19 protein-coding genes and 1 riboswitch are annotated in these 26,186 nt (G+C 71.7%); of the genes, 14 read left to right on the top strand and 5 right to left on the bottom strand.

Annotation, left to right across the window (positions count from 1 at the left end; translation table 11 throughout):
* Nucleotides 1-134: 134 nt before the first annotated feature.
* Nucleotides 135-965 (top strand): S1 family serine peptidase, encoded by an 831-nt coding sequence (locus tag ACQPZG_RS09065; RefSeq protein WP_433545318.1) that lies wholly within the window; start codon nt 135-137, stop codon nt 963-965.
* Between the two features lie 370 nt (nt 966-1,335).
* Here ACQPZG_RS09065 and ACQPZG_RS09060 read toward each other — a convergent pair whose 3' ends face one another.
* Complete coding sequence (locus ACQPZG_RS09060; RefSeq protein WP_185026750.1) at nt 1,336-1,566, bottom strand: DUF7455 domain-containing protein; 231 nt, start codon at nt 1,564-1,566, stop codon at nt 1,336-1,338.
* Nucleotides 1,567-2,018: 452 nt separating this feature from the next.
* On the opposite strand from ACQPZG_RS09060, the gene ACQPZG_RS09055 reads away from it, so the two are divergent.
* The 5 genes from ACQPZG_RS09055 (at nt 2,019) to ACQPZG_RS09035 (ending at nt 8,477) form a co-directional block, all read left to right on the top strand.
* Nucleotides 2,019-4,139: a DNA gyrase/topoisomerase IV subunit B gene (locus ACQPZG_RS09055; RefSeq protein ID WP_433545317.1), complete on the top strand. Its 2,121-nt coding sequence runs from the start codon at nt 2,019-2,021 to the stop codon at nt 4,137-4,139.
* 99 nt (nt 4,140-4,238) lie between these two features.
* Nucleotides 4,239-5,435 carry a sensor histidine kinase gene (locus ACQPZG_RS09050; protein ID WP_433545316.1) on the top strand — a complete coding sequence of 399 codons (1,197 nt, stop codon included), beginning with the start codon at nt 4,239-4,241 and terminating at the stop codon, nt 5,433-5,435.
* On the top strand, nt 5,432-6,253 hold the full coding sequence (locus tag ACQPZG_RS09045) for a response regulator transcription factor (RefSeq protein WP_433545315.1): 822 nt from the start codon (nt 5,432-5,434) through the stop codon (nt 6,251-6,253). The genes ACQPZG_RS09050 and ACQPZG_RS09045 overlap by 4 nt, the downstream gene beginning before the upstream one ends.
* Before the next feature lie 131 nt (nt 6,254-6,384).
* Nucleotides 6,385-6,882 carry a DUF485 domain-containing protein gene (locus tag ACQPZG_RS09040; RefSeq protein ID WP_433549324.1) on the top strand — a complete coding sequence of 166 codons (498 nt, stop codon included), beginning with the start codon at nt 6,385-6,387 and terminating at the stop codon, nt 6,880-6,882.
* Nucleotides 6,879-8,477 (top strand): solute symporter family protein, encoded by a 1,599-nt coding sequence (locus ACQPZG_RS09035; protein WP_433545314.1) that lies wholly within the window; start codon nt 6,879-6,881, stop codon nt 8,475-8,477. The genes ACQPZG_RS09040 and ACQPZG_RS09035 overlap by 4 nt, the downstream gene beginning before the upstream one ends.
* Nucleotides 8,478-8,492: 15 nt before the next feature.
* Here the strand turns inward: ACQPZG_RS09035 and ACQPZG_RS09030 are convergent, their stop codons facing one another.
* Nucleotides 8,493-10,190 carry an ATP-binding protein gene (locus tag ACQPZG_RS09030; protein ID WP_433549323.1) on the bottom strand — a complete coding sequence of 566 codons (1,698 nt, stop codon included), beginning with the start codon at nt 10,188-10,190 and terminating at the stop codon, nt 8,493-8,495.
* A gap of 100 nt (nt 10,191-10,290) precedes the next feature.
* Between ACQPZG_RS09030 and ACQPZG_RS09025 the strand changes: the two genes are divergently transcribed.
* Nucleotides 10,291-11,406 carry a CobW family GTP-binding protein gene (locus ACQPZG_RS09025; protein WP_433545313.1) on the top strand — a complete coding sequence of 372 codons (1,116 nt, stop codon included), beginning with the start codon at nt 10,291-10,293 and terminating at the stop codon, nt 11,404-11,406.
* A gap of 16 nt (nt 11,407-11,422) precedes the next feature.
* Here the strand turns inward: ACQPZG_RS09025 and ACQPZG_RS09020 are convergent, their stop codons facing one another.
* Nucleotides 11,423-13,876 carry a DNA gyrase/topoisomerase IV subunit A gene (locus ACQPZG_RS09020; protein WP_433545312.1) on the bottom strand — a complete coding sequence of 818 codons (2,454 nt, stop codon included), beginning with the start codon at nt 13,874-13,876 and terminating at the stop codon, nt 11,423-11,425.
* Between the two features lie 283 nt (nt 13,877-14,159).
* Between ACQPZG_RS09020 and ACQPZG_RS09015 the strand changes: the two genes are divergently transcribed.
* The 3 genes from ACQPZG_RS09015 to ACQPZG_RS09005 all read left to right on the top strand — a co-directional run bounded on the left by ACQPZG_RS09015 (nt 14,160) and on the right by ACQPZG_RS09005 (nt 18,192).
* On the top strand, nt 14,160-15,515 hold the full coding sequence (locus tag ACQPZG_RS09015; protein ID WP_433545311.1) for a M16 family metallopeptidase: 1,356 nt from the start codon (nt 14,160-14,162) through the stop codon (nt 15,513-15,515).
* Between the two features lie 68 nt (nt 15,516-15,583).
* Complete coding sequence (locus tag ACQPZG_RS09010; protein WP_433549322.1) at nt 15,584-16,951, top strand: M16 family metallopeptidase; 1,368 nt, start codon at nt 15,584-15,586, stop codon at nt 16,949-16,951.
* Nucleotides 16,952-17,215: 264 nt separating this feature from the next.
* Nucleotides 17,216-17,383, top strand: a riboswitch (cyclic di-AMP (ydaO/yuaA leader).
* A gap of 14 nt (nt 17,384-17,397) precedes the next feature.
* Complete coding sequence (locus tag ACQPZG_RS09005) at nt 17,398-18,192, top strand: M23 family metallopeptidase (protein WP_433545310.1); 795 nt, start codon at nt 17,398-17,400, stop codon at nt 18,190-18,192.
* Nucleotides 18,193-18,460: 268 nt separating this feature from the next.
* On the opposite strand, the gene ACQPZG_RS09000 is transcribed toward ACQPZG_RS09005, so the two are convergent.
* Nucleotides 18,461-18,742, bottom strand: coding sequence for an HPr family phosphocarrier protein (locus ACQPZG_RS09000; protein ID WP_189823340.1), 282 nt, complete (start codon nt 18,740-18,742; stop codon nt 18,461-18,463).
* Between the two features lie 213 nt (nt 18,743-18,955).
* On the opposite strand from ACQPZG_RS09000, the gene ACQPZG_RS08995 reads away from it, so the two are divergent.
* From ACQPZG_RS08995 to ACQPZG_RS08980, 4 genes are all read left to right on the top strand, one after another.
* Nucleotides 18,956-21,994, top strand: coding sequence for a GNAT family N-acetyltransferase (locus ACQPZG_RS08995; protein WP_433545309.1), 3,039 nt, complete (start codon nt 18,956-18,958; stop codon nt 21,992-21,994).
* A 216-nt stretch (nt 21,995-22,210) separates the two neighbouring features.
* Nucleotides 22,211-22,807 (top strand): DUF5998 family protein, encoded by a 597-nt coding sequence (locus tag ACQPZG_RS08990; protein ID WP_185026771.1) that lies wholly within the window; start codon nt 22,211-22,213, stop codon nt 22,805-22,807.
* Nucleotides 22,807-23,997, top strand: a complete 1,191-nt coding sequence (locus ACQPZG_RS08985; protein WP_433545308.1) for an alkaline phosphatase family protein — start codon at nt 22,807-22,809, stop codon at nt 23,995-23,997. The genes ACQPZG_RS08990 and ACQPZG_RS08985 overlap by 1 nt, the downstream gene beginning before the upstream one ends.
* Nucleotides 23,998-24,039: 42 nt before the next feature.
* A complete protein-coding gene (locus ACQPZG_RS08980) occupies nt 24,040-24,690 on the top strand; it encodes a thymidine kinase (protein ID WP_433545307.1) in 651 nt (216 codons plus the stop codon).
* 33 nt (nt 24,691-24,723) lie between these two features.
* On the opposite strand, the gene ACQPZG_RS08975 is transcribed toward ACQPZG_RS08980, so the two are convergent.
* Nucleotides 24,724-26,139: a DUF6177 family protein gene (locus ACQPZG_RS08975; RefSeq protein WP_433545306.1), complete on the bottom strand. Its 1,416-nt coding sequence runs from the start codon at nt 26,137-26,139 to the stop codon at nt 24,724-24,726.
* Nucleotides 26,140-26,186: the final 47 nt, after the last annotated feature.

Genomic DNA, 26,186 nt, shown 5'->3' with positions numbered 1-26,186 from the left:
GGACCCGATGCCGCCGTACGTCGCCGGTGCGCCACGTGCACGCAGCGACCGGGGCAGCGGTCCGCGCGGGTGCGGGGCGCGGGAGCATCGCTGACTCTGGGTGTGCGAAGTTCCACCCTGAGTCAGGAGGACGTATGCGTCGACCTACCATCCGGTCGCTGGCGGGAACCCTCGCCCTCACCGTGGCAGCGGTCGCACTGCCGGTGGCCGCGGCCGGCCCCGCCGCCGCTGACGGCGTGATCATAGGGGGGCAGCCGACCCGGGCGGAGGACGGCCCGTGGGTGGTGGCGTTGTCCAGCCGTGACCGGTTCGGCGGTACGCGGGCGGGACAGTTCTGCGGCGGAGTCCTGGTGGGCCGCACCAAGGTGGTGACGGCGGCGCACTGCCTGGGCCGGGAGGTGCTCGGTGCACCGCTGCGCGAGGTACGGGACCTCAAGGTCATCACCGGCCGCGCCGAGCTCCGGGGCGAGGGCGGACGGGAGATCGCCGTCCGCAGGGCCTGGGTCAATCCCTCGTACGACGAGCGCTCGAACTCGGGCGACCTGGCTGTGCTGACCCTCGCCTCGGCCGTGCCGGCGGACTCCGTGATCAAGATGGCGGCCGCGGACAGCCGGGCGGCCGAGCCGGGTACGGAGGCCAGGGTGTACGGATGGGGCGACACGATCGGGGACGGGGCCTACGCGGGCTCCCTGCGGTCCGCCCGGGTGCGGGTACTGCCCGACGAGGCGTGCGCGAGGGCCTACCCGAACACCACCGGCGCGGCGTATCTCCCGGCCACGATGCTCTGTGCGGGGGATCCCGAGGGAGGCCGTGACGCGTGCCAGGGGGACAGCGGGGGCCCCTTGGTGGCCAGGGGGCTGCTGATCGGCCTGGTGTCCTGGGGAAGCGGCTGCGGGCAGGCGAGCAGCCCCGGCGTGTACACCCGGATCTCGGCACTGTCCGACGTCTCCCTGCGGAGGAGCTGAGCGGGTCGGAGCCATGCAGAGTCGCCCTCGCCGGGTTCTTGCCCTTGGCAGGGAAGAGCCGCAGGAAGGGCCGGTGCCCTGGAGGCGTCAGGGAACCCTCAGGGGCGCTGTAGCGCTCCTGAGGCCGGTGCCGCACCCTTCCCCTGGCGCTGTGCGGCCGGAGGGCAGCTGAGGGGTGCCTATGCCGGAGGCGGGAGACGCCGTCGGCCCTGCCGCGACGGGGTCACGGATCCGCGCCCAGGTACTCGTGCGGCCGGTGAATGGCGGCTCTGGCACATGAGAACGGGCGGCTTCCCCCGCACACCCGGGGGCAGCCGCCCGTCGACCGGTCAGGACCGGTCCTTGGCTCGTCGTGGACGCTCTCAGGGCGTCAGCGGTCGTCGTCCTCTGACGACGCAGGCGTGACCGTCAGCCGGTCCGTCTCGTCCTGTATTTCCGCGGCGATCTTCTTGAGCTCGGGCTCGAACTTGCGACCGTGGTGGGCGCAGAAGAGCAGTTCGCCGCCGCTGGCCAGGAGAACGCGCAGGTATGCCTGGGCGCCGCAGCGGTCGCATCGGTCAGCGGCCGTCAGGGGGCTCGCGGGGGTCAGAACAGTAGTCACGTCGCCTCTTCTCTAGCTCGACGAGCTGTCGTACCAGGGTCAACATCCAACCAGGCCGAAAACGTTCCCGCTCGTGGCTTTTTCTTGAAACTTCTTCCGAAGGTCGTCCGGAGTGGTTGTCTGTTGCCGGTTGGCGGCGAATGAGCCGTATTGCGTCGCTTTACGGTTTCGCGTTGCTGGCTTGTCTTCGGGGGACACGTCCACCCGGCTGGATTGCCGGGTTGTTCAAGAGGACGTGCCCGGAGCCTAAATGGTTCATGCCCGGAAAGGAACGTGACATGTGCTTCACTCCAACGAGGGATCGAACACCTGTGCGCCTCTGGACTAGCATGAGTTTTCCCGAGGGTGGCGTGACAACCGCTCTACCAGGCCCCGTTACCCTCTGAGCGGCGACCGACGCCGACCCCGTACCCACTCGGGGCCCATTTGAAATTCAGCGAGGAGCGAACCGCGTGACCGCCGATACGACCGTCCCGTCCACCGCACTGCTGAGCGGTGCGGACCGTGACGGTTCCAATTACACCGCGCGGCACCTGCTCGTCCTCGAAGGCCTTGAGGCGGTCCGCAAGCGTCCCGGCATGTACATCGGGTCCACGGACAGCCGAGGCCTCATGCACTGCCTCTGGGAGATCATCGACAACAGCGTCGACGAGGCCCTCGGCGGCTACTGCGACCGCATCGAGGTGATCCTCCACGAGGACGGCTCGGTCGAGGTCCAGGACAACGGCCGCGGCATCCCCGTCGACGTCGAGCCCAAGACCGGGCTGTCCGGCGTCGAGCTGGTCATGACCAAGCTGCACGCCGGAGGAAAGTTCGGCGGCGGCTCGTACGCGGCCTCCGGCGGCCTGCACGGCGTGGGCGCCTCCGTGGTGAACGCGCTCTCCGCCCGCCTGGACGTCGAGGTCGACCGCAACAGCGCCACGCACGCGATCAGCTTCCGACGCGGCGTTCCCGGCACCTTCACCGAATCGGGCCCGGACTCCGCCTTCGACCCGGGCAACGGCCTGCGCAAGGCCAAGCGGGTGCCCAAGACCCGCACCGGCACCCGGACCCGTTACTGGGCGGACCGGCAGATCTTCCTCAAGGACGCCAAGCTCTCCCTGGACACGCTGTACCAGCGCGCCCGCCAGACCGCCTTCCTGGTCCCCGGCCTCACCATCGTCGTCCGCGACGAGCGGGACCTGCAGGGCGTCGGAAAAAGCGAAGAGACGTTCCGCTTCGACGGCGGCATCAGCGAGTTCTGCGAGTACCTCGCGCAGGACAAGGCGATCTGCGACGTCATGAGGCTCACCGGCACGGGCACCTTCAAGGAGACCGTCCCGGTCCTCGACGATCTCGGCCACATGACGCCCACCGAGGTCACCCGCGAACTGGCCGTCGACATCGCCCTGCGCTGGGGCACCGGCTACGACAGCACGGTCAAGTCCTTCGTCAACATCATCGCCACCCCCAAGGGCGGCACCCACGTCTCCGGTTTCGAACGCTCCCTCACCAAGACGGTGAACGAGTCGCTCCGCTCCGCCAAGCTGCTGCGGGTCGCCGAGGACGACGTCGTCAAGGACGACGCCATGGAGGGCCTCACGGCGGTGGTCACCGTGCGGCTCGCCGAGCCGCAGTTCGAGGGACAGACCAAGGAGGTGCTCGGCACCTCGGCCGCCAACCGGATCGTCGCCAACGTGGTCGCCAAGGAACTCAAGGCATTCCTGACCTCCACCAAGCGCGACGGCAAGGCCCAGGCGCGGTCGGTGATGGAGAAGATCGTCGCCGCCTCGCGGACCCGTATCGCGGCCCGTCAGCACAAGGACGCCCAGCGCCGCAAGACCGCGCTGGAGTCGTCCTCACTGCCCGCCAAGCTGGCCGACTGCCGCAGTGACGACGTGGAACGCAGCGAGCTCTTCATCGTCGAGGGGGACTCGGCGCTGGGTACGGCCAAGCTCGCCCGGAACTCGGAGTTCCAGGCGCTGCTGCCGATCCGGGGCAAGATCCTCAACGTGCAGAAGGCGTCCGTCTCGGACATGCTCAAGAACGCCGAGTGCGGCGCCATCATCCAGGTCATAGGAGCAGGGTCCGGGCGGACCTTCGACATCGACGCGGCGCGCTACGGCAAGATCGTGCTCCTCGTCGACGCTGACGTCGACGGCGCCCACATCCGCATCCTGCTGCTCACGCTTTTCCAGCGGTACATGCGACCGATGGTGGAAGCGGGGCGCGTGTTCGCCGCGGTTCCGCCCCTGCACCGGATCGAACTTGTCCAGCCCAAGAAGGGCCAGGACAAGTACGTCTACACGTACTCGGACAACGAACTGCGGCAGACGCTCCTGGAGTTCCAGCGCAAGAACATCCGGTTCAAGGACGACATCCAGCGCTACAAGGGTCTCGGCGAGATGGATGCCGACCAGCTGGCGGAGACCACGCTCGACCCGCGCTTCCGCACTCTGCGCCGGATCAACATCGGGGACCTGGACTCCGCGGAGCAGGTCTTCGACCTCCTGATGGGCAACGAGGTCGCCCCCCGCAAGGAGTTCATCACCAGCGCGGCGGCCACGCTGGACCGCTCCCGCATCGACGCCTGACCAGCGGCGCGCGCACGGCCTTCTCAACCCGTGGGTGGAGCGAAAGGCTCCACCCACGCTCCGATCCGGGACAACCCGCCGGTCCGTAGTGTCGACGGCATGGGATCGCAGACGAAGCAGTCGCGCGGCGCATTCACCGCCTGGCCCTCCGTGGAGGAGCTGTCGCGGCTCGGGGTGCCCCGGGTGCGCATGGCGATCGACTTCGTCATGTGGCTCGGACTGGGATTCTGGCTCATCTGGGAGGCATACGACTCGCAGGTCTTCGGCGGAGCGGCCGTGGTGGTGCCTCCGCTCGCGATCGCGGCCGTCGTGGGTGCCGCCGAGTTGTACGACCGGCAGACCGCACGGCACCGCCTGGGACCCGCGCTCGGGGTGCTCGGCGCGGTGGCGCTGCTGGCCGCGGGGTCCTACGCGGTGGGGGCGAACACGCCGGGGGCCATCCTGCTGATCGTCTGCTGCGTGCAGGCGGTGCAGCGACTGCCGCTCGCGGTCGGCCTGCCGACGAGCGTGGCGATCATGGGTGTGCACGCACTGGTCAGCGAGGTGAGCCTGCGGGAGATGGCCGTAGTGGGCTGCGGCGTCATCGCCATCGGGTACATGCTGCGACTGGACGCACAGGCGCGCGGTTCGGGTTTCCGCCTCCTCGCGCAGGAGCGGGCCGCCCGGCTGGCCGAAGCCGAGTCGGCCGCCCTGGCGGAGCGGACCCGCATCGCCAGAGAGATACATGACGTCCTGGCGCACAGCCTGTCCGCGCAGATGGTGCACCTGGAGGCGGCGCGGCTGCTGATCGAGCGGGAACCACCCGGTCCGTTCCGCGACGGGGTACTGGAGCGAGTCGTCACCGCACGCGGCATGGCCAGGGAAGGACTCGCCGAGACGCGTCAGGCTCTCTCCGCGCTGCGTGGGGACATGGCGCCGGTCGAGGACTACCTGCGGGAGCTCGCGGCCATGGACGGGGCGGAGGTACGGGTGACGGGGGAGCCCAGGAGCCTGTCGGCCGACGCCTCGCAAGCCGTGCGCCGAGTGGCCCAGGAGGCGCTGACCAACGTACGCAAGCACGCGCCGGGGGCCGCGGTCCGGATCGCGCTCGCGTACGACCGGGACGGAGTGGCCCTGGAGATACGGGACTTGGGCCGACCGGAGGCGGTCGCGCCGGACGCGCGGGAAGAACCGGCCGCGGTCGGCGCCGGGTACGGTCTGCTGGGCATGCGGGAACGCGCGGAACTGCTCGGGGGTTCGCTCTCCGCGGGGCCGGAGGGGGAGGGGTTCGTGGTGAGACTGCGGATGCCGGTGTGAGGGACGTGAGCGAGGCGGCGAACGGCAACGGTGCGGGGGAGGCCCGGATGGACGGCGGCGAGCTCCGCCGGTCCGCCGCGGGACGGGACGGTGTGCCCGCCGCGGGACAGGGCGGTGTGCCCGAGGAGGTGACCGCCCTCCGCGTACTGGTCGTCGACGACCAGGCAATGGTGCGTGAGGGGATCGTGCTGCTGCTGGGTCTGCTGCCCGGTATCGAGGTGGTCGGCTCGGCGGGGGACGGCGAGGAGGCCGTCGCGCTGGTCGCCGCGCACGCCCCGGACGTGGTGCTGATGGATCTGCGGATGCCCCGCTGCGACGGAGTGGAGGCGACGCGCAGGATCCGTACCGGCCACCCGGCGACGCACGTGGTGGTGCTCACGACGTACGCCGATGACGACTGGCTGTTCCGGGCCCTGCGGGCGGGCGCCCGCGGCTACCTCACCAAGGACGCGGACGGCACCCAGATCCTGCGTGCCGTGCGGGACGTCGTGTCGGGCCAGGCCGGGCTCTCACCGGCGGTGCAGCGGAGGCTCCTGGAACAGGTCACCGCGCCCGCACCCGAGATTCCGGCGTCCGGCGAACTGCCCGACGGGCTGACACCGAGGGAGGCCGAGGTGCTGGTCCTCATCGCGGAGGGGATGCCCAACGCCGAGATCTCGCAGACCCTCCGGATCGGGCCCGCCACGGTGAAGACGCACATCAACAACCTCTTCGCGAAGACCGGCGTGCGCGACCGCGCGCAAGCCGTCCGTTATGCCTACCGGCAGGGCCTCGCACAGCCGCCCCGCACGGGCGGGCCCGGCGCAGACGTCACCTGATGGGGTGAAGAGAGGGCATTGCCGAGCCGGGGATCTTTCCGGTCTGTCCATCCTTGGGCGCGCGGTCCGATCAGGCTGCGGACAAGGAGAGTCGTTCGGTGGACAAGCACGAAGGGCGTGAGGCCGCAGCGATGCGGTTCGACGACCCGTGGTATGACGCGCTCGCCTCCGGGTGGGGCGAACTGGACGGCACGGGCGCCCCGGCGCACCTGGTGCCGCCCGCGCGCGACACCGCGGACCGCGAGATCAGCACGGCCGACATCTACCTGGAGGTGCAGCGCAGCCCCGCCTTCCAGGAGGTGCGCAGCCGCTACCGGCGGTTCGTCGTCCCCGCCACCCTCGGCTTCCTCACCTGGTACGTCGCGTACGTCGTCGCGGCCACGGCCGCGCCCGGCCTGATGTCCCGCCCGGTGGCCGGAGCCGTCAACGTCGCGATGGTCGCGGGACTGGGCCAGTTTCTCTCCACGTTCCTGTTGACCTGGGCGTACGCGCGGCACGCACGGCTGCGCCGGGACCGGGCCGCACTGGAACTGCGCTGGGACACGCAGGAGTTGACCCGACTCAGCGGTCCTGCACCCGGGTCGGCGGCGGCCGGGCTCGTCACGGGTTCCGGGGAGGCGCACCGGTGAACCACGGCCAGCAGACTCTCGCCCTGCTCCTGTTCAGCGCGTTCGTCGCGACCACGCTCGCGATCACCACCTGGGTGAGCCGCAACAGGCGCGGCTCGGCGGAGGAGTTCTATGTCGGCGGTCGCCTGTTCTCCCCCATGGAGAACGGTTTCGCCATCGCGGGCGACTACATGTCCGCCGCCTCCTTCCTCGGCATCTCCGGCCTCATCGCCCTCTTCGGCTACGACGGGATGCTCTACTCCGTCGGCTTCCTGGTCGCCTGGCTCGTCGTGCTGTTCCTGGTGGCCGAACTCGTCCGCAACTGCGGACGGTTCACCCTCGCCGACGTCATCGCCTCCCGGATGAGGGAACGCCCGGTGCGGATCGCCTCGGGCACCTCCTCGGTCACGGTGTCCGTGCTCTACCTGGTGGCCCAGATGGTCGGCGCGGGCTCGCTCGTCGGGCTGCTGCTCGGCGGCAGCAGCGGGGCCGCCCAGACCTGGACGGTCATCGGCGTCGGCGCACTCATGGTCATCTACGTGACGATGGGCGGAATGCGGGCCACCACCTGGATCCAGATCGTGAAGGCCGTGCTGCTGATGGCCGGTGCGCTCGCCCTCACCGTGCTCGTCCTGCTGCGCTTCCACGGCGACTTCAACCAACTGCTGACCACCGCCGCGCAGCGCAGCGGTCACGGCAAGGACTTCCTCGCCCCCGGCCTCAAGTACGGCGGCGGCTGGGTGGCGCGCCTCGACTTCATCAGCCTCGGACTGGCCCTCGTCCTCGGCACGGCCGGCCTGCCGCACATCCTGTCGCGCTTCTACACCGTGCCCACAGCCCGCGCCGCCCGCCGCTCCGTGATCTGGGCGATCGGGCTCATCGGCAGCTTCTACCTGATGACGATCGTGCTGGGCTTCGGCGCGGCAGCCCTCCTCGGCTCCGACCGGGTGCGTGCCTCCAACGCCGCCGGGAACACCGCGGTCCCGCTGCTGGCACAGGATCTCGGCGGAGGCAACGGTTCCACAGGAGGAACGGTTCTCTTCGCGGTCGTCGCGGCCATCGCCTTCGCCACCATCCTCGCCGTCGTCGCGGGGATCACCCTCGCCTCCTCGGCCTCCGTCGCCCACGACCTGTACGCGTCCCTGCGCAGCCGGAGCAAGCGTGCCAAGCCGTACAGCGAGGTCGCCGTCGCACGGGTCGCCGCCGGCGGAATCGGCGTGGTCGCCATCGCGCTCGGCCTCCTCGCCCGCGACCTGAACGTGGCGTTCCTCGTCGGCCTCGCCTTCGCCGTGGCCGCCTCCGCCAACCTGCCCGTCCTGCTCTACTCGCTCTTCTGGCGCAGCTTCACGACCCGGGGCGCGGTCTGGTCGGTGTACGGCGGTCTGCTCCCGGCCGTACTGCTCGTCCTGTTCTCCCCGGTCGTCTCGGGCAGCCCCGAATCCCTCTTCCCCGCCGCTGACTTCCAGTACTTCCCGCTCCAGAACCCGGGCCTCGTCTCCATCCCGCTGGGCTTCCTCGCGGGCTGGCTGGGCACCGTCACCTCCTCCGAACCGCCGGACGAGGCCAAGCACGCGGAGACCGAGGTCCGTTCGCTCACCGGAGCCGGTGCGGCCTGACCCACTCCGGCGTCCTCACCGTCGTACCGCCGAAACGTCACGCCCCTCCTGCTCCGGGTCCTGCCCCGGCTCGGGGGTCAGCGCCTCCGGCAGTACGACGGTGAACTCGGCTCCCCCCGAGGCGCCGTCGCCGATCCGCGCCGTCCCACCCTGCCGTTCGGCGAGCCGCCGCACCAGCGCGAGTCCGAGCCCGCGCTTCCCGTGCGTGGGCAGCTCCTTGGTCGACCAGCCCTCCGTGAAGACCGATTCCCGCTGTGCGAGGGGCACCCCCGGCCCGCTGTCCGTCACCCGCAGGACGACCTCGCGCCCCCGCGCGGACAGCGCCACCTCGACGCACGCGTCGGGTGAGCCGGCCGCCGCGTCCAGCGCGTTGTCCACCAGGTTGCCGACCGCGGTGACCAGCCCGCGCGGATCCACCAGCCGGTCGGGCAGCAGCGTCCCGTCCGCGAGCCGCAGTGACACCGCGCGTTCGGCGGCGACGGTCGCCTTCCCGACCAGGAGCGCGGCCAGCAGCGGGTCGTGGATCCGCTGCGTGATCTCCTCGGCCGTGGCCCGGTGGGCCCCTGCGACCTCGGTCACGAACTCCGCCGCCTCCTCGTACATCTCCAGCTCGATCAGCCCGAGGAGGGTGTGCATCCGGTTCGCGTGCTCGTGGTCCTGGGCCCTCAGGGCGTCGATCAGCCCGCGCGTCGAGTCGAGTTCCCGCCCCAACTGCTCCAGCTCGGTGCGGTCGCGCAGGGTGGCCACGGCCCCGCCGTCGTCGGTCGGCATCCGGTTGGCGACCAGCACCCGGGGCCCCCGTACGGTCAGCAGGTCGTCCCCCGACACCCGGCCCGCCAGCACGTCGGCCGTACGCCCCTCACCCAGCACCTCGTCCAGCGGGCGTCCCGCGGCCTCGTTCCCGACGCCGAGCAGCCGCTGCGCCTCGTCGTTGATCAGCCGCACCCGGCCCTCGGCGTCCAGCGCCACCACGCCCTCCCGGATGCCGTGCAGCATGGCCTCGCGTTCCGCGAGCAGCGCCGCGATGTCGGAGAACGCCAGGTCGTGGACCTGACGTTGCAGCCTGCGGGAGATCAGATACGCGGCGAGCGCCCCCATGGCCAGTGCCCCGCCGGCGTACGCGAGCAGCCCGGGTATCGCCGCGAGCAGCCGTCCGCGCACCGTCTCGTACTCGATCCCGACCGACACCGCGCCCACGATCCGTCCATGAGAGTCCCGCAGCGGAACCTTGCCGCGGGCGGACCGGCCGAGGGTGCCGCTGTCGATCTCCATCACCTCACGGCCGGCGAGAGCCGTGCTCGGATCGGTCGACACGATCCGTCCGATCTGCCCGGTCGAGGGGTGCGACCACCTGACCCCGCGCCGGTCCATGATCACGACGTACTCGGCCCCGGTCGACCGCCGGATCCGTTCGGCCTCGGCCTGCACGGGGCCGTTCGGCGCGGCGGGGGAACCGAGGAGGGTTTCCGCGACCTCGGCCGACGCGGTGGTCTGGGCGATGGCCAACGCCCGCCGCATCGCCTGATCGTCGAGCTGTGCCCCGAGCGGCGCGAGGAAGAGACCGGTGGCGAGAACGGTGACGCCGGTCGCGATCGCCAGTTGCAGCAGCAGGAACCGGGAGACGACACGCTGGGGCCAGGTGACGCGGAATCCGGCCCTGCGGGATCTGTTCGTGCGGCCTCTGGTTGCTCCGGCCCGTGTTCCTGTGCCCATGCGCATGAAGAGTAGGAGCAGCACCTTGCCGTGGGTGACCCCTGGGTGCAGCCGGAGGCGGCGCAGCCAGTTCTGACGCCGCGGCTCTACGATCGGAGCCATGTCCAGGCAACAGATTCCGGTCGTCGTCCTCGCGGGGTTCCTGGGGGCGGGCAAGACGACCCTGCTCAACCACCTCCTGCGGCACAGCAGGGGCACCCGTATCGGGGCCGTCGTCAATGACTTCGGGTCCATCGAGATCGACGCCATGGCAGTGGCCGGGCAGCTCGGGGACTCGACGGTGTCCCTGGGCAACGGTTGCCTGTGCTGCGCGGTGGACGCGAGCGAGCTGGACCTCTACCTGGACAAGCTGGCCGAGCCCGGTGCCGGAATGGATGTGATCGTCATCGAGGCGAGCGGGCTGGCGGAGCCGCAGGAGTTGGTGAAGATGCTGCTCGCCAGCGAGAACCCCCGGGTGGTGTACGGAGGGATGGTCGAGGTCGTGGACGCCGCCGAGTTCGCGGCGACCCGGGAGCGGCATCCGGAGATCGTGCGCCACCTGGCCGTGGCGGACCTGGTGGTGCTCAACAAGGCGGACCGGGTGGGGGAGCGGGAGCTTGCCTCTCTCCGGGCGGAGCTGGGCGTGCTGGGGTGCGGTGCCGTGCTGCCGGTGCAATACGGGCGGATCGACCCGGAGGTGCTTTTCGAGCATCGCACCGACGCCGCACACCGGTCGGACGGCTGGCAGTTGAGCTTCGAGGACCTGCGCGCGGAGATCGAGGGCGAGAAGGTCGAGGGCCGGGACGAGGACCACGCCACGCACCTGCACGCGGCGTACGAGAGCGTGGACTTCGTCTCCGGCGAACCGATGGACCCGGGACGGCTGATGACCTTCCTCGACGAGCGGCCCGAAGGGCTCTACCGGATCAAGGGATACGTGGACTTCGGTGCGGCCGACGCGCGGAACCGGTACGGGGTGCACGCGGTGGGCAGGTTCCTGCGGTTCTACCCCGAGCCGTGGGGGAGCGGCGGGGAACGGCTCACGCAGCTCGTGCTCATCGGGGCGGGCATCGACGGGGCGGCACTCCGCACCGGACTGGCGGAATGCGTCGGGGAGGTGGACGCCGAGCAGGACACCCCGGGCGAGCGGGCCATGTGGGGTGTCCTGCGCTACGTGCAGCAGCCGGACGCGGAGGATCCGGAGGCGGAAGGCCCGGCTCGACCCGGCGAGGGCTGAGCCGGGCCGAGCCGGGTCAGACCGACCCGGCCAGCGCCGCCACCGGCTTCTTCAGCGGAACGCCGGAGCCGTCGCGGCGCGGGTCGGGCTCCGGGAGGTCGGCCGGGGTGCCGTTCTTCTGGGCGGCCCGCGCCGGAGCGGAGCCCGCCCACGCCAGCATCAGGGCGTCCTCGCCGCGCAGGAAACGCTGGCAGCGGACACCGCCGGTCGCCCGGCCCTTGCGCGGGTACTGGTCGAACGGGGTGAGCTTCGCGGACGACTCCGCGTCGCCCACCAGGGTGCCCTTCGAACCGGCGACGGTGAAGACCACGGCGTCCGTCGCCGGATCCACCGCGCTGAAGGAGATCACCTTGGCGCCGGCGGCCAGCTTGATGCCGGCCATGCCACCGGCCGGGCGGCCCTGCGGACGTACCTGCGCGGCCTGGTAGCGCAGCAGCTGGGCGTCGTCGGTGATGAAGACGAGGTCCTCCTCACCGGTGCGCAGTTCGGCCGCGCCGACGATCCGGTCACCGTCCTTGAGGGAGATGACCTCCAGTTCCTCCTTGTGGGACGGGTAGTCGGGAACGACCCGCTTCACCACACCCTGCTCGGTGCCGATCGCGAGGCCGGGGGAGGACTCGTCGAGTGTGGTGAGGCAGACGAGGGTCTCGTCCGCTTCGAGCGTGAGGAACTCCGCGACCGGGGCCCCGCCGGACAGGTTGGGCGCGGAGGCCGTGCCGGGAAGCTGGGGCAGGTCGATGACGGCGACGCGGAGCAGACGTCCGGACGAGGTGACGGCGCCGATCTGCCCGCGGGCCGTCGCGGGGACGGCCGAGACGATCACGTCGTGCTTGGTGCGGCGCGCGTCGTCCAGGGCGAGGGGCTCCCCGTTGGGCGTACGGGCGAGCAGGCCCGTGGAGGAGAGCAGGACGCGGCACGGGTCGTCGGGCACTTCCAGGGGGACGGCGGCGACCGCGGAGGCTCCGGACTCCAGCAGCACCGTGCGCCGCTCGGTGCCGAACTTCTTCGCCACGGCGGCCAGTTCGGAGGAGACCAGCTTGCGCAGCTCGGCGTCCGAGTCCAGGATCCCGGTCAGCTCGTCGATCTCGCCGTTGAGCCGGTCGCGCTCCGACTCCAGCTCGATGCGGTCGAACTTGGTCAGCCGGCGCAGCGGCGTGTCCAGGATGTACTGCGTCTGGATCTCGCTCAGCCCGAAGCGCTCGATCAGCCGCTCCTTGGCCTGCGCCGAGTTCTCGCTGGAACGGATGAGCCGGATGACCTCGTCGATGTCGATGAGGGCGACGAGCAGGCCCTCGACCAGGTGCAGCCGGTCCCGGCGCTTGGTGCGCCGGAACTCGCTGCGTCGGCGCACGACCTCGAAGCGGTGGTCGAGGTAGACCTCCAGGAGTTCCTTGAGGCCCAGGGTGAGGGGCTGGCCGTCCACCAGGGCCACGTTGTTGATGCCGAAGGACTCCTCCATCGGCGTCAGCTTGTAGAGCTGTTCGAGGACCGCTTCCGGCACGAAACCGTTCTTGATCTCGATGACCAGGCGCAGGCCGTGCGAGCGGTCCGTGAGGTCCTTGACGTCCGCGATGCCCTGGATCTTCTTCGCCGAGACCAGGTCCTTGATCTTGGCGATCACCTTCTCCGGGCCCACGGTGAAGGGGAGTTCGGTGACGACCAGGCCCTTGCGGCGCGCCGTCACGTTCTCCACGGAGGCGGTGGCGCGGATCTTGAAGGTGCCGCGGCCCCTCTCGTACGCGTCCTTGATGCCGCCCAGGCCGACGATCCGGCCGCCGGTCGGCAGGTCGGGGCCGGGCACGAAACGCATCAGCGTCTCCAGGTCGGCGCCCGGGTGCTTGATCAGGTGGCGGGCCGCGGCGACGACCTCGCCCAGGTTGTGCGGCGGCATGTTGGTCGCCATGCCGACGGCGATGCCGGTGGCGCCGTTGACCAGCAGGTTCGGGTAGGCGGCCGGGAGGGCGACGGGCTCGCGCTCCTTGCCGTCGTAGTTCGGGTTGAAGTCGACCGTGTTCTCGTCGATCGACTCCGTCATCAGCGACGTCGCGTCGGCCATCCGGCACTCGGTGTAACGCATCGCGGCGGGCGGGTCGTCGTTGCCCAGCGAACCGAAGTTGCCGTGCCCGTCGACCAGCGGCAGACGCATGGAGAACGGCTGCGCCATGCGCACCAGCGCGTCGTAGATCGACGCGTCTCCGTGCGGATGCAGCTTTCCCATCACCTCGCCGACGACACGGGCGCACTTGACGTACCCGCGGTCGGGGCGCAGGCCCATCTCGTTCATCTGGTAGACGATGCGGCGGTGCACCGGCTTGAGGCCGTCCCGGGCGTCCGGGAGAGCGCGCGAGTAGATCACCGAGTACGCGTACTCGAGGAAGGAGCCCTGCATCTCGTCGACGACGTCGACGTCGAGGATCTTCTCCTCGAACGTCTCGTCCGGCGGCGGGGTCTTCGTGCTGCGGCGGGCCATCGCGGCTGCGGCTCCTTCTCGTTCTCTGGAATCGTGCTCGGGCAATCGTTCGCTGACCGGCACTGGAGGTCAGGCACTGATGCGGACCATTGTGGACCGCCCCACTGACAACGCCGACCTCGGCCCGCCCGTAGCGGGTCGCGGGGCGTCCTGGGCGGCCCTCCCGCGGCACGTCCCCAAGAAGAGTGCACGGAACGGGAACTTCGCGGACCGTCGGTGCGCTTGCATACAGTGGCAGGACTCAACCGCAGGACTTGTCCAATACGCGATCGAAGGGACGTACATGCCCATGGGTCACACGGCCACAGCGCAGGCCGGCTCCGGCGGCCTGACAGCGACCGAGCACCGGCTTGCGAACGGTCTGAGGGTGATCCTCTCCGAGGACCACCTGACCCCGGTCGCCGCGGTCTGCCTCTGGTACGACGTCGGCTCGCGCCACGAGGTCAAGGGCCGTACGGGCCTGGCCCACCTCTTCGAGCACCTGATGTTCCAGGGCTCCGCCCAGGTGCACGGCAACGGGCACTTCGAGCTGGTGCAGGGGGCCGGCGGTTCGCTCAACGGCACCACCAGCTTCGAGCGCACCAACTACTTCGAGACGATGCCCGCGCACCAGCTGGAGCTGGCGCTGTGGCTGGAAGCCGACCGGATGGGCTCGCTGCTCACCGCGCTCGACGACGAGTCCATGGAGAACCAGCGCGACGTCGTCAAGAACGAGCGCCGCCAGCGGTACGACAACGTGCCCTACGGCACCGCGTTCGAGAAGCTCACCGCCCTCATGTACCCCGAGGGCCACCCCTACCACCACACCCCGATCGGCTCCATGGCCGACCTGGACGCCGCGACGCTGGAAGACGCCCGCGCCTTCTTCCGTACGTACTACGCGCCCAACAACGCGGTGCTCTCCGTGGTCGGCGACATCGACCCCGAGCAGACGCTGGCCTGGGTGGAGAAGTACTTCGGTTCCATCCCCGGCCACGACGGCAAGCAGCCGCCGCGCGACGGCTCGCTGCCCGACGTCATCGGCGGGGAACTGCGCGAGGTCGTCGAGGAGGAGGTCCCGGCACGCGCGCTGATGGCCGCCTACCGGCTCCCCAGCGACGGCACCCGCGAGGCGGACGCCGCGGACCTGGCGCTCACCGTCCTCGGCGGCGGCGAGTCCTCCCGGCTGCACAACCGGCTCGTACGACGCGACCAGACCGCCGTGGCGGCCGGCTTCGGGCTGCTGCGCCTGGCCGGCGCGCCCTCGCTCGGCTGGCTGGACGTCAAGACGTCCGGCGGCGTCGAGGTCCCGCAGATCGAGGCGGCCGTCGACGAGGAGCTCGCGCGGTTCGCCGCCGAGGGCCCGACGGACGAGGAGATGGAACGCGCCCAGGCCCAGTTGGAGCGCGAGTGGCTGGACCGGCTGGGCACCGTCGCCGGCCGCGCCGACGAACTGTGCCGTTACGCCGTCCTGTTCGGCGACCCGCAGCTCGCGCTGACCGCCGTCGGCCGCGTACTGGAGATCACCGCCGCGGAGGTCCAGGCCGTCGCCAAGGCGCGCCTGCGCCCCGACAACCGGGCGGTCCTGGTGTACGAACCGCTCGCAGCCGCCGCAGACGCCGACGTGCAGGAAGACCAGCAGGAAGGGGCGGACCAGTGACGGACACCGCAGCCACGACCGGCCAGAACGCGGACGCGACCGGCAAGGCCGCCGCCGTGACCAGCGCAATGCAGTTCCACCCGCAGCCGCAGGCGGGCCCCGCCACCCCGTGGGCCTTCCCGGCCCCCGAGCGCGGCGCCCTGCCCAACGGGCTGACCGTGCTGCGCTGCCACCGCCCCGGCCAGCAGCTGGTGGCCGTCGAGATCTTCCTCGCCGCTCCCCTGGAGGCCGAGCCGAAGAACCTCGACGGCGTCGCCACCATCATGTCGCGGGCCTTCACCGAGGGCACCGACAAGCACTCCGCCGAGGAGTTCGCCGCCGAGCTGGAGCGCTGCGGCGCCACCCTCGACGCGTTCGCCGACCACCCCGGCGTACGGGTCTCCCTGGAAGTCCCGGTCTCCCGGCTGCCCAAGGCCCTGGGCCTGCTGGCCGACGCCCTGCGCGCCCCGGCCTTCGCGGACGGCGAGATCGAGCGCCTCGTGCGCAACCGGCTCGACGAGATCCCGCACGAGGCCGCGAACCCGTCCCGGCGGGCCGCCAAGCAGCTCTCCAAGGAACTGTTCCCGGCGACCCTGCGGATGTCGCGCCCGCGCCAGGGCACCGAGGAGACGGTGAAGAACATCGACTCCGCCGCCGTGCGCGTCTTCTACGAGGCGCACGTCCGCCCGGCCACCGCCACCGCGGTCGTCGTCGGCGACCTGGACGGCACCGACCTGGACGCCGTCCTGGCCGACACCCTGGGGCAGTGGACCGGCAACACGGCCGAGCCGCGCCCGATGACGCCGATCACGGCCGACGACACCGGCCGCGTGGTCATCGTCGACCGTCCCGGAGCCGTACAGACGCAGCTGCTCATCGGCCGCGTCGGCGCCGACCGGCACGACCGGCTCTGGCCCGCCCAGGTGCTCGGCACGTACTGCCTGGGCGGCACTCTCACCTCCCGGCTGGACCGCGTCCTGCGCGAGGAGAAGGGTTACACCTACGGGGTGCGCGCCTTCGGCCAGGTGCTCCGTTCCGCGGCGGACGGCACGGGCGCGGCCATGCTGGCCATCAGCGGCTCGGTGGACACCGAGTCGACCGGGCCCGCCCTGGACGACCTCTGGAAGGTCCTCAGGACGCTCGCCGCCGAGGGCCTGACCGACGCGGAGCGGGACGTGGCGGTGCAGAACCTGGTGGGCGTCGCCCCGCTCAAGTACGAGACGGCCTCCGCCGTCGCGGGCACCCTGGCCGATCAGGTCGAGCAGCAGTTGCCCGACGACTTCCAGGCCCAGCTCTACGCGAAGCTCGCGCAGACCGGCACCGTGGAGGCGACCGCCGCCGTGGTGAACGCCTTCCCGGTGGACAAGCTGGTCACGGTCCTGGTCGGCGACGCCTCGCAGATCGCCGAGCCCGTGCGCGCGCTGAACATCGGCGAGGTCACGGTCGTCACCGGCTGACCTTCCGTACGGCACGGGTCGACCTTCTGTACAACACCGGCTGACCGATCAAAGGTCAGATGCAGAATCAGCGCAAAGTATGACAAGCAGGGCCCCGGCGTCGAGCAAGTCGCCGGGGTCCTCCCTTATGTCCGTTTTATTGGAGAGGTTGCCTGTCTGGCGTGTGGGCTCCGTTACAAAAACGGCCCTGTGTTTGGAGATTGAAAGAAGTGCCGCTTAGCGTCGGTCCGGCTGTCCGTCAGCTTGCGCCGCAACCGCGGCACCGGGCAGTCATCGCCGAGTCCCCGTCAGGCGCGAGCCTGGGGAGCCGGGGACCCATTCAGTCCCTGGGGTGAATCGGACGCCATCGCCCTTCGCGGGCCGGTGGGGCCCGTAGGAGACCTTCCTGCTCCGAACCCGTCAGCTAACCCGGTAGGCGAGAAGGAAGGAAAGGAAACAGCCACTTCATGGCGTTCACCCGTGCCGCCGGGAAGCACCGGCGTCCCTCCGCCCTGTCGCGTCGCAGCGCGAACATCGCCGGAGTCGCTGCCCTCACCACGACCGGCGTCATCGGAACGCTGGCCCCGCAGGCCTTCGCCGCCGACCAGGACCTGGCCGCCGAGGAGACCGGCAGCATCCGCGCCGTCGTCATGGAGGACTCCGTGACGGAGACCCTCGCCGAGCGCGTCGAGGCCCAGGCCACCGCCCAGCGCGAGGCCTACGAGAAGGCCGAGGCCCAGCGGAAGGCCGAAGAGGCGCGCAAGGCGGAGATCAAGCGCAAGGCGGAGGCCAAGATCCGTCAGGAGCGCGAGGAGCGCGCGCGTGCCGCCCGCGAGGCCGAGCGCAAGCGCCTCAACGCCTACCGCCTGCCGGTCGCCGGCTCGTACGTCTCCACCGGCTACAAGGCCGGTGGCGCCATGTGGTCCTCCGGCAGCCACTCCGGCGTCGACTTCCACGCCTCCTCCGGCAGCTCCGTCGTGGCCGTCGGCTCGGGCACGGTCGTCGAGGCGGGCTGGGGCGGCGCGTACGGCAACAACGTCGTGATCAAGATGAACGACGGCTCGTACACCCAGTACGGCCACCTCGCCTCGATCGGCGTCTCCGTCGGCCAGTCCGTCACCCCCGGCCAGCAGATAGGCCTCTCCGGCTCCACCGGCAACTCCTCCGGCCCGCACCTGCACTTCGAGGCCCGGACCTCCGCCGAGTACGGCTCGGACATCGACCCGGTCGCGTACCTGCGCAGCCACGGGGTCAGCGTCTGACCGCGCCCGCAGCTCCACCGCTTCACCGGGATGCCCCGGCTCGTACGAGCCGGGGCATCCCGCTTTCCTCCCCGGTCCGGCAAGCGCCGCCGTGCGGAGCTGCGGAAGGCCGGGGCAACGCGGAAGCCGCGGGAATGCCGGAGGGACGCGGAAGCCGCGGGTGGGCCGGGGCAGCGCGGGGGTCGCGGGAATGCCTGAAGAACGCGGAAAGTCGCGGCCCCCGCATTCGGGGGCCGCGACTTTCCGCACGGGACTTCGCCCGTACGGGTCAGACGGTCTCGGGGAGCTCGTCCAGGCCCTCGGCGACCAGCTTCGCGAGACGGTCCAGCGCGGCGTCCGCACCCTCGGCCTCGGACGCGAGCACGATCTCCTCGCCGCCCTGCGCGCCCAGGCCCAGCAGCGCCAGCATCGACGCGGCGTTGACCGGGTTGCCGCCCGCCTTGGCGATGGTGACGGGGACGCCGGTGGCCGTGACGGCGCGGACGAAGATGGAGGCGGGGCGGGCGTGCAGGCCCTCGGCCCAACCGACGGTGACGCGGCGCTCAACCATGGTGTAGCCCTTCGTGTTCATGCTTTGGTTGTCTAGACCAGTCTCTCACGGGGTGCGGGCTGCTCTGCCCGGCGGAGGCCCCCGGCGGGAGTCTGCGTCGGAAGTTCTCGCCGGAAGCCCCCGCCGGAAGTTCCCGTTCCGGATGCCGTGGCACCAGGACCAGGACCAGACTGCCCCGCCCCCCGGAGGCCCGCGAGTCGTAGGCTGCTCCCCATGGCCATGGCTGCGGACGATGCGGATCAGGTGAAGCGGGACCCCGAGCACGCGTACCCGGACCACTGGGAGGCCGATGTCGTGCTGCGCGACGGTGGTACCGCGCGCATCCGGCCCATCACCACCGAGGACGCCGAGCGGCTCGTCAGCTTCTACGAGCAGGTCTCCGACGAGTCGAAGTACTACCGCTTCTTCGCGCCCTACCCCCGCCTCTCCGCCAAGGACGTCCGCCGCTTCACCCACCACGACTACGTCGACCGGGTCGGCCTCGCGGTCACCGTCGGCGGGGAGTTCATCGCGACGGTCCGCTACGACCGCATCAACGCCGACGGAATGCCCGCCTCCGGCCCCGAGGCGGACCAGGCCGAGGTCGCCTTCCTCGTCCAGGACGCCCACCAGGGGCGCGGCGTGGCCTCCGCGCTCCTCGAACACATCGGCGCGGTCGCCCGCGAACGCGGCATCCGCCGCTTCGTCGCCGAGGTGCTGCCCGCCAACTCCAAGATGATCAAAGTCTTCACGGACGCCGGGTATCAGCAGAAACGCTCCTTCGAAGACGGGGTCGTCCGCCTCGAATTCGACCTGGAGCCCACCGACCGCTCGCTCGCCGTGCAGCGCGCCCGCGAGCACCGCGCCGAGGCGCGCTCCGTGCAACGGCTGCTCACTCCCCGCTCCGTGGCCGTCGTCGGCGCGGGACGCAGCCCGAACTCCGTGGGCCGGACCGTCCTGCGCAACCTCCTCGCCGGCGGGTTCACCGGCCGCGCGTACGCCGTGAACGCGGCCCTCCCCCCGGACGTCACCGAACTCGACGGCGTCCCCGCGCACCGCTCCGTCGCGGAGATCGGCGAGAGCGTCGACCTCGCGCTCGTCGTCGTACCGGCGGAGAGCGTTCCGGAGGTGGTCACGGACTGCGGCGAGAGCGGCGTACAGGGGATGGTCGTACTGGCCGCCGGGTACGCCGAGAGCGGGGCCAGGGGCCGGGAACGGCAGCGGGAACTGGTGCGCCACGCCCGCTCGTACGGCATGCGGATCATCGGACCCAACGCCTTCGGCATCATCAACACCTCCGACCTCGTGCGTCTCAACGCGTCCCTCGCTCCGCACTCCCCAGAACGCGGCCGGATCGGCCTCTTCGCCCAGTCGGGCGCGATCGGCATCGCCCTCCTTGCCGGGCTGCACCGGCGCGGCGCGGGCGTCTCGTCCTTCATCTCCGCCGGGAACCGCGCCGACGTCTCCGGAAACGACTTCCTCCAGTACTGCTACGAGGACCCCGAAACCGACGCGGTGCTGCTCTATCTCGAATCCATCGGCAACCCGCGCAAGTTCACCCGCCTCGCCCGGCGCACGGCCGCCGTGAAGCCGGTCGTGGTGGTCAAGGGGGCACGCCACAGCGGGAGCACACCGCCGGGGCACGCCGTACCGGTGGCGCGCATCCCTGATGCGACGGTCTCCGCGCTGTTCCGTCAGGCCGGCGTCGTACGCGTCGACACCGTCACCGAACTCGTCGACGCCGGGCTCATGCTGACGGGTCAGCCCCTGCCGCGCGGCCCGCGCACCGCCATCCTCGGCAACTCCGAGTCCCTGGGCCTGCTCACGTATGACGCCTGCCTGGCGGAAGGGCTCCGTCCGCTGCCGCCCCTCGACCTGACGACGGGCGCGAGTCCGTCCGACTTCCAGGAGGCTCTGGCCGCCGCGCTGGCGGACCCGGGGTGCGACGCGGTCGTCGTCACGGCGATCCCGTGGGTGGGCGAGGGCGGAGCGCCGGAGTCCGGCGACGGCGAGGTGCTGGCGGCGGCCCTGCGCGAAGCCGCCGCCACGTCCCCGGCGAAGCCGGTGGCGGTGGTCCACGTGGAGATGGGCGAGCTGGCGCAGGCCCTGGCCGCCGCGACGAGCACCGGGCCGGGCAGGAACCAGGTCGCCGCGCCGTTCCCCACCCCCACGCCGGAGAGCCCGCCGACCGCCGTGTCCCCTGCTTCCCCGGAGCCGGAGCCAGAAGTGGAGCCGGAAACGGGGCCGGGGCCTGAGCGGGGGCCGGGGCCGGAGACCCCGCCCGCCTCCGGGGCCGCACCCACTTCGACGACGCCCCCTTCTGCCCCGACGCCCCCTCCCGCCATGGAAACCGCCCCGGAAACCGGCCCGGGAACCGCCCCCGCCCCCGAGACGCCCCCACGCCGCCGCATCCCCGCCTACCCCGCCGCCGAGCGCGCCGTCCGGGCGCTCGCCGAGGCGGTCCGGTACGCGCGGTGGCGGCGGGAGGCCGCCGAGCCCGGCAGGGTGCCCGAGTACGAGGACATCGACGAGAGCGGAGCCGCCGCGCAGATCGAGGCCCTGCTGGCCGCGGACTCCGATCCGCGGGGTCTGCCCCTGCGGGCGGACGCCACACGTGAGCTGCTCGGACGGTACGCAATCGTCGTGCGGGACGCGCTGCCCGCCCCCGGCCCGGACGCGGCGGTGGCCGCCGCCGCCCGCCTCGGCTACCCCGTCGCCCTCAAGACCACCGCCCCGCACCTCCGCCACCGCCCCGACCTCGGCGCCGTACGCCTCGACCTCGCCGACGAGGAAGACCTGCGGCGTGCGTACGGCGAACTGACCGAGGCGCTCGGCAGGCCCGAGGAGCTGTCCCTCGTCGTGCAGGCCATGGCTCCGCGCGGTGTCGACACCGTCGTACGGGCGAGCATGGACCCGGCGGCCGGCCCCGTCCTGTCGTTCGGGCTGGCGGGGGCCGCCTCCGAACTGCTGGGGGACGTCGCGCACCGCCTCGTGCCCGCCACCGACAGGGACGCGGCCGAGCTGATCCGGTCGATCAGGACCGCCCCGCTCCTGTTCGGCTGGCGGGGAAGCGCGCCCGTGGACACCGCCGCCCTGGAGGAACTGCTGCTGCGGGTGTCGCGGCTGGTCGACGACCACCCCGAAGTGGTCGGAGTCGCCCTGGAACCCGTTGTCGTGGCCCCGGAGGGACTGTCCGTGCTGGGCGCCACGGTCCGGCTGGCGCCCCCGGTCGCACGGGAGGACCTCGGCCCGCGCCGCCTCCCGAGCTACTGAGCCCCGCGGAGCACCGCCCCCGGCACGGCCCGCCGTGCACCGGCTCAGGGGACGCTCCCGCGGGCCGACGAGCGGTCGGGCGGCGTCCGTGCCCCGCGGACCCGCCGGTACAGGGGGCCGTTCCCGGCCGAAGCGCCTCCCCGGCGGGCGCGCTCCGCGCTCTCACCCCGTAGCTCCAGGGTCATCCGCCCCTCAGGGCCCCGTAGGATAGAACGCATGGCGAAGACCGGTACGACGACCCAGGGGCTGCGCGCAGCGATCGAGCGCAGCGGCTACTACCCGGCTCTTGTGGCCGAAGCGGTGGAGGCCGCTGTCGGCGCGGAGCCCGTCTCCTCGTACCTCGTGCACCAGGAGACGACTTTCGACTCGAACGAGGTCCGCCGTCACGTCACCGTCCTGGTCCTGACCGGCACCCGTTTCATCGTCAGCCACACCGACGAGCAGAACGCCGACACCAGCTCCCCGACGCCGTACGCCACCACCTCCACCGAGTCGGTGAAGATCGGCCGCATCTCCTCCGTCGTGGTCAGCCGCGTCGTCGCCAACCCGGAGAAGTACGTTCCCGGCACGCTGCCCCGCGAGGTCGTCCTCACCATCGGCTGGGGCGCCGTCGCCCGGCTCGACCTGGAGCCCGCCGCCTGTGGCGACCCGAACTGCGACGCCGACCACGGCTACACCGGCAACTCGACGGCAGACGACCTCAGCCTCCGCGTGAGCGAGGCCGGGGACGGCCCGGACACGGTCAAGCAGACCCTGGTGTTCGCGCAGGCGCTGTCCGAGGCGACCGCCGCCACCGGCTCCTCCGCCCGCTGATGGCGCTGCCCGCCGCCTGGCAGGACCCCGTCCCCCTCGCACTCGACACGGCACCGGTCCCGGAGTACGGCTCCGGTTCCCTCGCGGACCTGCTGCCCACCCTGGCGGCGGGCATGGAAGTGCCCGGCATGCCGTCCTCACTGGGCGAGTTGACGCCCGCCGACCGGAACTGCGTGTTCCTGATCGACGGTCTCGGCTGGGAGCAGATCAAGGCGCACCCGGACGAGGCCCCGTACCTGCACTCGCTCCTCGGCACCTCCCGCGGCGGCACCGGTCGCCCGCTCACCGCGGGTTTCCCGTCCACCACCGCGACCTCGCTCGCCTCCGTCGGCACCGGCCTGACCCCCGGCGTGCACGGCCTCACCGGGTACACCGTCCGCAACCCCGACACCGACGCCCTGATGAACCAGCTGCGCTGGCGCCCCTGGGCCGACCCGCACGTGTGGCAGCCGTACCCCACGGTGTTCCAGCTCGCGGACGCGGCCGGAGTGCACACCGCGCAGGTGTCGTCCCCCGACTTCCAGCACACCCCGCTCACCAAGATCGCGCTGAGCGGCGGCACCTTCCAGGGCCGCCTCACCGGCGAGGACCGGATGGACCTCGCCGCCCAGCACCTCGCGGCGGGCGACCGCTCGCTCGTCTACACGTACTACAGCGAGGTCGACGGCAAGGGACACGGCTTCGGCGTCGACTCCGACGCCTGGCGCGGTCAGCTGATGTACGTCGACCGCCTTGCCCAGCGCCTCGCGGAACAGCTCCCGCCGCGCAGCGCGCTGTACATCACCGCCGACCACGGCATGATCGACATCCCCTTCGGTGAGGAGTCGCGCATCGACTTCGACGAGGACTGGGAACTGAGCGCGGGCGTCGCCCTGCTCGGCGGCGAGGGCCGCGCACGTCACGTGTACGCGGTCCCGGGAGCCTCCTCGGACGTCCTGGCGGTCTGGCGCGAGGTGCTCGGCGAACAGTTCTGGGTGGCGAGCCGCGACGAGGCGGTCGCACTCGGCTGGTTCGGCCCGCACCTCGACGAGCGCGTGCACGGCCGGATCGGCGACGTCGTCGCGGCCGCCCACGCGGACGTGGTGATCACCGCCTCCCGCAACGAGCCCGGCGAGTCCTCGATGGTCGGCATGCACGGCTCGATGACGCCGGTCGAGCAGCATGTTCCGCTCCTCGAAGTACGCTCGTAACACCCCCTCCCGTCCTTCCCTGCCCGAAAGGCTCAACTCCTCATGTCCGAGCTGGTCTTCTTCTCCGGAACGATGGACTGCGGGAAGTCGACCCTGGCACTCCAGATCGTCCACAACCGTTCCGCGCGCGGGCTCCAGGGGCTGATCTTCACCCGGGACGACCGGGCGGGGCAGGGCAAGCTCTCCTCGCGGCTGGGCCTGGTGACGGAAGCGGTCGAGGCGGCGCCCGGCATGGAGCTGTACGGGTACGTCGTCGACCAGCTGTCGCGCGGCAGCCGGGTCGACTACGTGATCGTGGACGAGGCCCAGTTCCTGGCCCCGGAGCAGATCGACCAGCTCGCCCGGGTTGTGGACGACCTCGACCTGGACGTCTTCGCCTTCGGTATCACCACCGATTTCCGCACCCGGCTGTTCCCCGGCTCGCAGCGGCTGATCGAACTCGCCGACCGGCTGGAGACCCTCCAGGTCGAGGCGATGTGCTGGTGCGGGGCGCGGGCCACGCACAACGCCCGTACGGTCGGCGGCGAGATGGTCGTCGAGGGCGAGCAGGTCGTGGTCGGGGACGTCGCCCGGCCCGCGGTGGAGGTCGGTTACGAGGTGCTGTGCCGACGTCACCACCGCAGGCGGATGACGAGCGCGTCGGCGCAGACCGGCGTGCTGTCGCCGGACGTGCTGCCGGTCAGCGCCCACTGAGCCGCGCCCCGGGCAGGCGCCGCGTTCCGGGTGTCACTCGCCCTTGAGGTGTTCGCTCAGCCGGGCGAAGTCCTGCCAGCCGGACAGGTCGCCGGGGTCGCCCCGGAAGGGGTAGTACAGGCCGTGCCGGGTCGCCGGTCCCAGCGAAACGGGGGCGGCGCCCAGGGGAGTACGTCGGGCCCGGTCGCCGGGCATCGCGCGGACCTCGTCGGCGCCCAGCGCGAAACCGACCGGGACGCCCGGCGGTTCGAAGCGGGGGCGCACGGCCAGGTCGCGGGAGGCCTTGCCGAGCTGGGCCAGCATCGAGACCAGGTGGTGGCGGGTGGCCAGGGCCTCGGCGGCGGCGGGCAGGGCGTCCAGCGGAGGGTCTTCTCCGGCGCCGTAGCCGAAGGTGACGGTCACGTCCTGTTCGACGCCCGCGGTGGTGCGGTGGACGCGCAGGGTGGCCAGGGCGGGCCGGTCCGGGACGCCGGTCACCACGAACCAGGTCGGCTCGGGTGCCCGCTCGCGTGCGAGGTCCGTCAACTGCCGCACCGACCAAGGGGTGTTGGCGGGCTCGGCGGTGCCCCAGCCCGCCGGGGCCCGGCCGGTGAGTTCGCGGAAGACCGCTTCCAGGGGGCCGCCCAGGACGAGGCGGTCGTCGGCGGGGTGGACCGTCCGGAAGGACAGGGTGAGCCGGCGTTCGGCGGTTTCGGTGACCCGCCGGAAGGCGTCCGCCACCGGCGTCGCGTGTCCGTCCTCGCCGGGTACCGGCCGGAACATGCCCTGGTGCCAGTGCAGCACCGCGCCGGTCAGGCCGTCGTAGTACCCGCACTCGTCGTCCTGGACCACCCAGCGCGACGGCGCACGGCTCAGGGAGGGCCGGACCGCGGGGGAGAGGGTGGTGCCCGGCGGGGTGACGACCTGGAGCCCGAGGTCCCCGGCGGCGGTGGCGGTCAGGGCCCCGGAGAGCCAGGCGGTCATGGCGATGACCGGACGGTCCTGGATGACGACGGCCACCTGATCGGTCAGTACGTCGACGGCGGGCTGGGCGTCGGCCGGAGCCAGCGCGGGGCCTGCGGTCCCGGCCGCGGCGGGAGCGACCACGTCGAGGGAGCGGGCGGCCCCCGGAGGCCAGACGCTGCCGCCGTTGAAGGCGGCGATGCGGGAGGCGAAGGTACCGGCGAGGTCCTCCGCCTCCGCGACACCGGTCGTGGCGCGCGCTTCCGTCCACCAGAACGGCACGGGGGGCGCCGCGGCGCCCAGCAGACGTTCGGCCTCGCCCTCGACCTGGATGAGCAGGGATGCCTCGACGGCGATCAGGGGCCGGCCCTGCGCGTCGCAGAGCTGGATGACCGCGCCGTCCCCGGCGGGCCGCACGTGCCGGTCCGGGCCGCCGGAGAGCAGTCCGGCGAGCACGCTCCAGGGGTCGGGCATCTTCGGAGTGAGGGCGACGACGTCCGTGGTCATGTGCGAGGAAGTCCTTCTCGTGCGGGTGTGGGTGCGGGATTCGGCGC

Source organism: Streptomyces sp. CA-294286 (assembly GCF_050947155.1).
Classification (GTDB): domain Bacteria; phylum Actinomycetota; class Actinomycetes; order Streptomycetales; family Streptomycetaceae; genus Streptomyces.
Note: the sequence above shows the minus strand (reverse complement) of the source record. Positions and strands in the feature narration are given on the sequence as shown.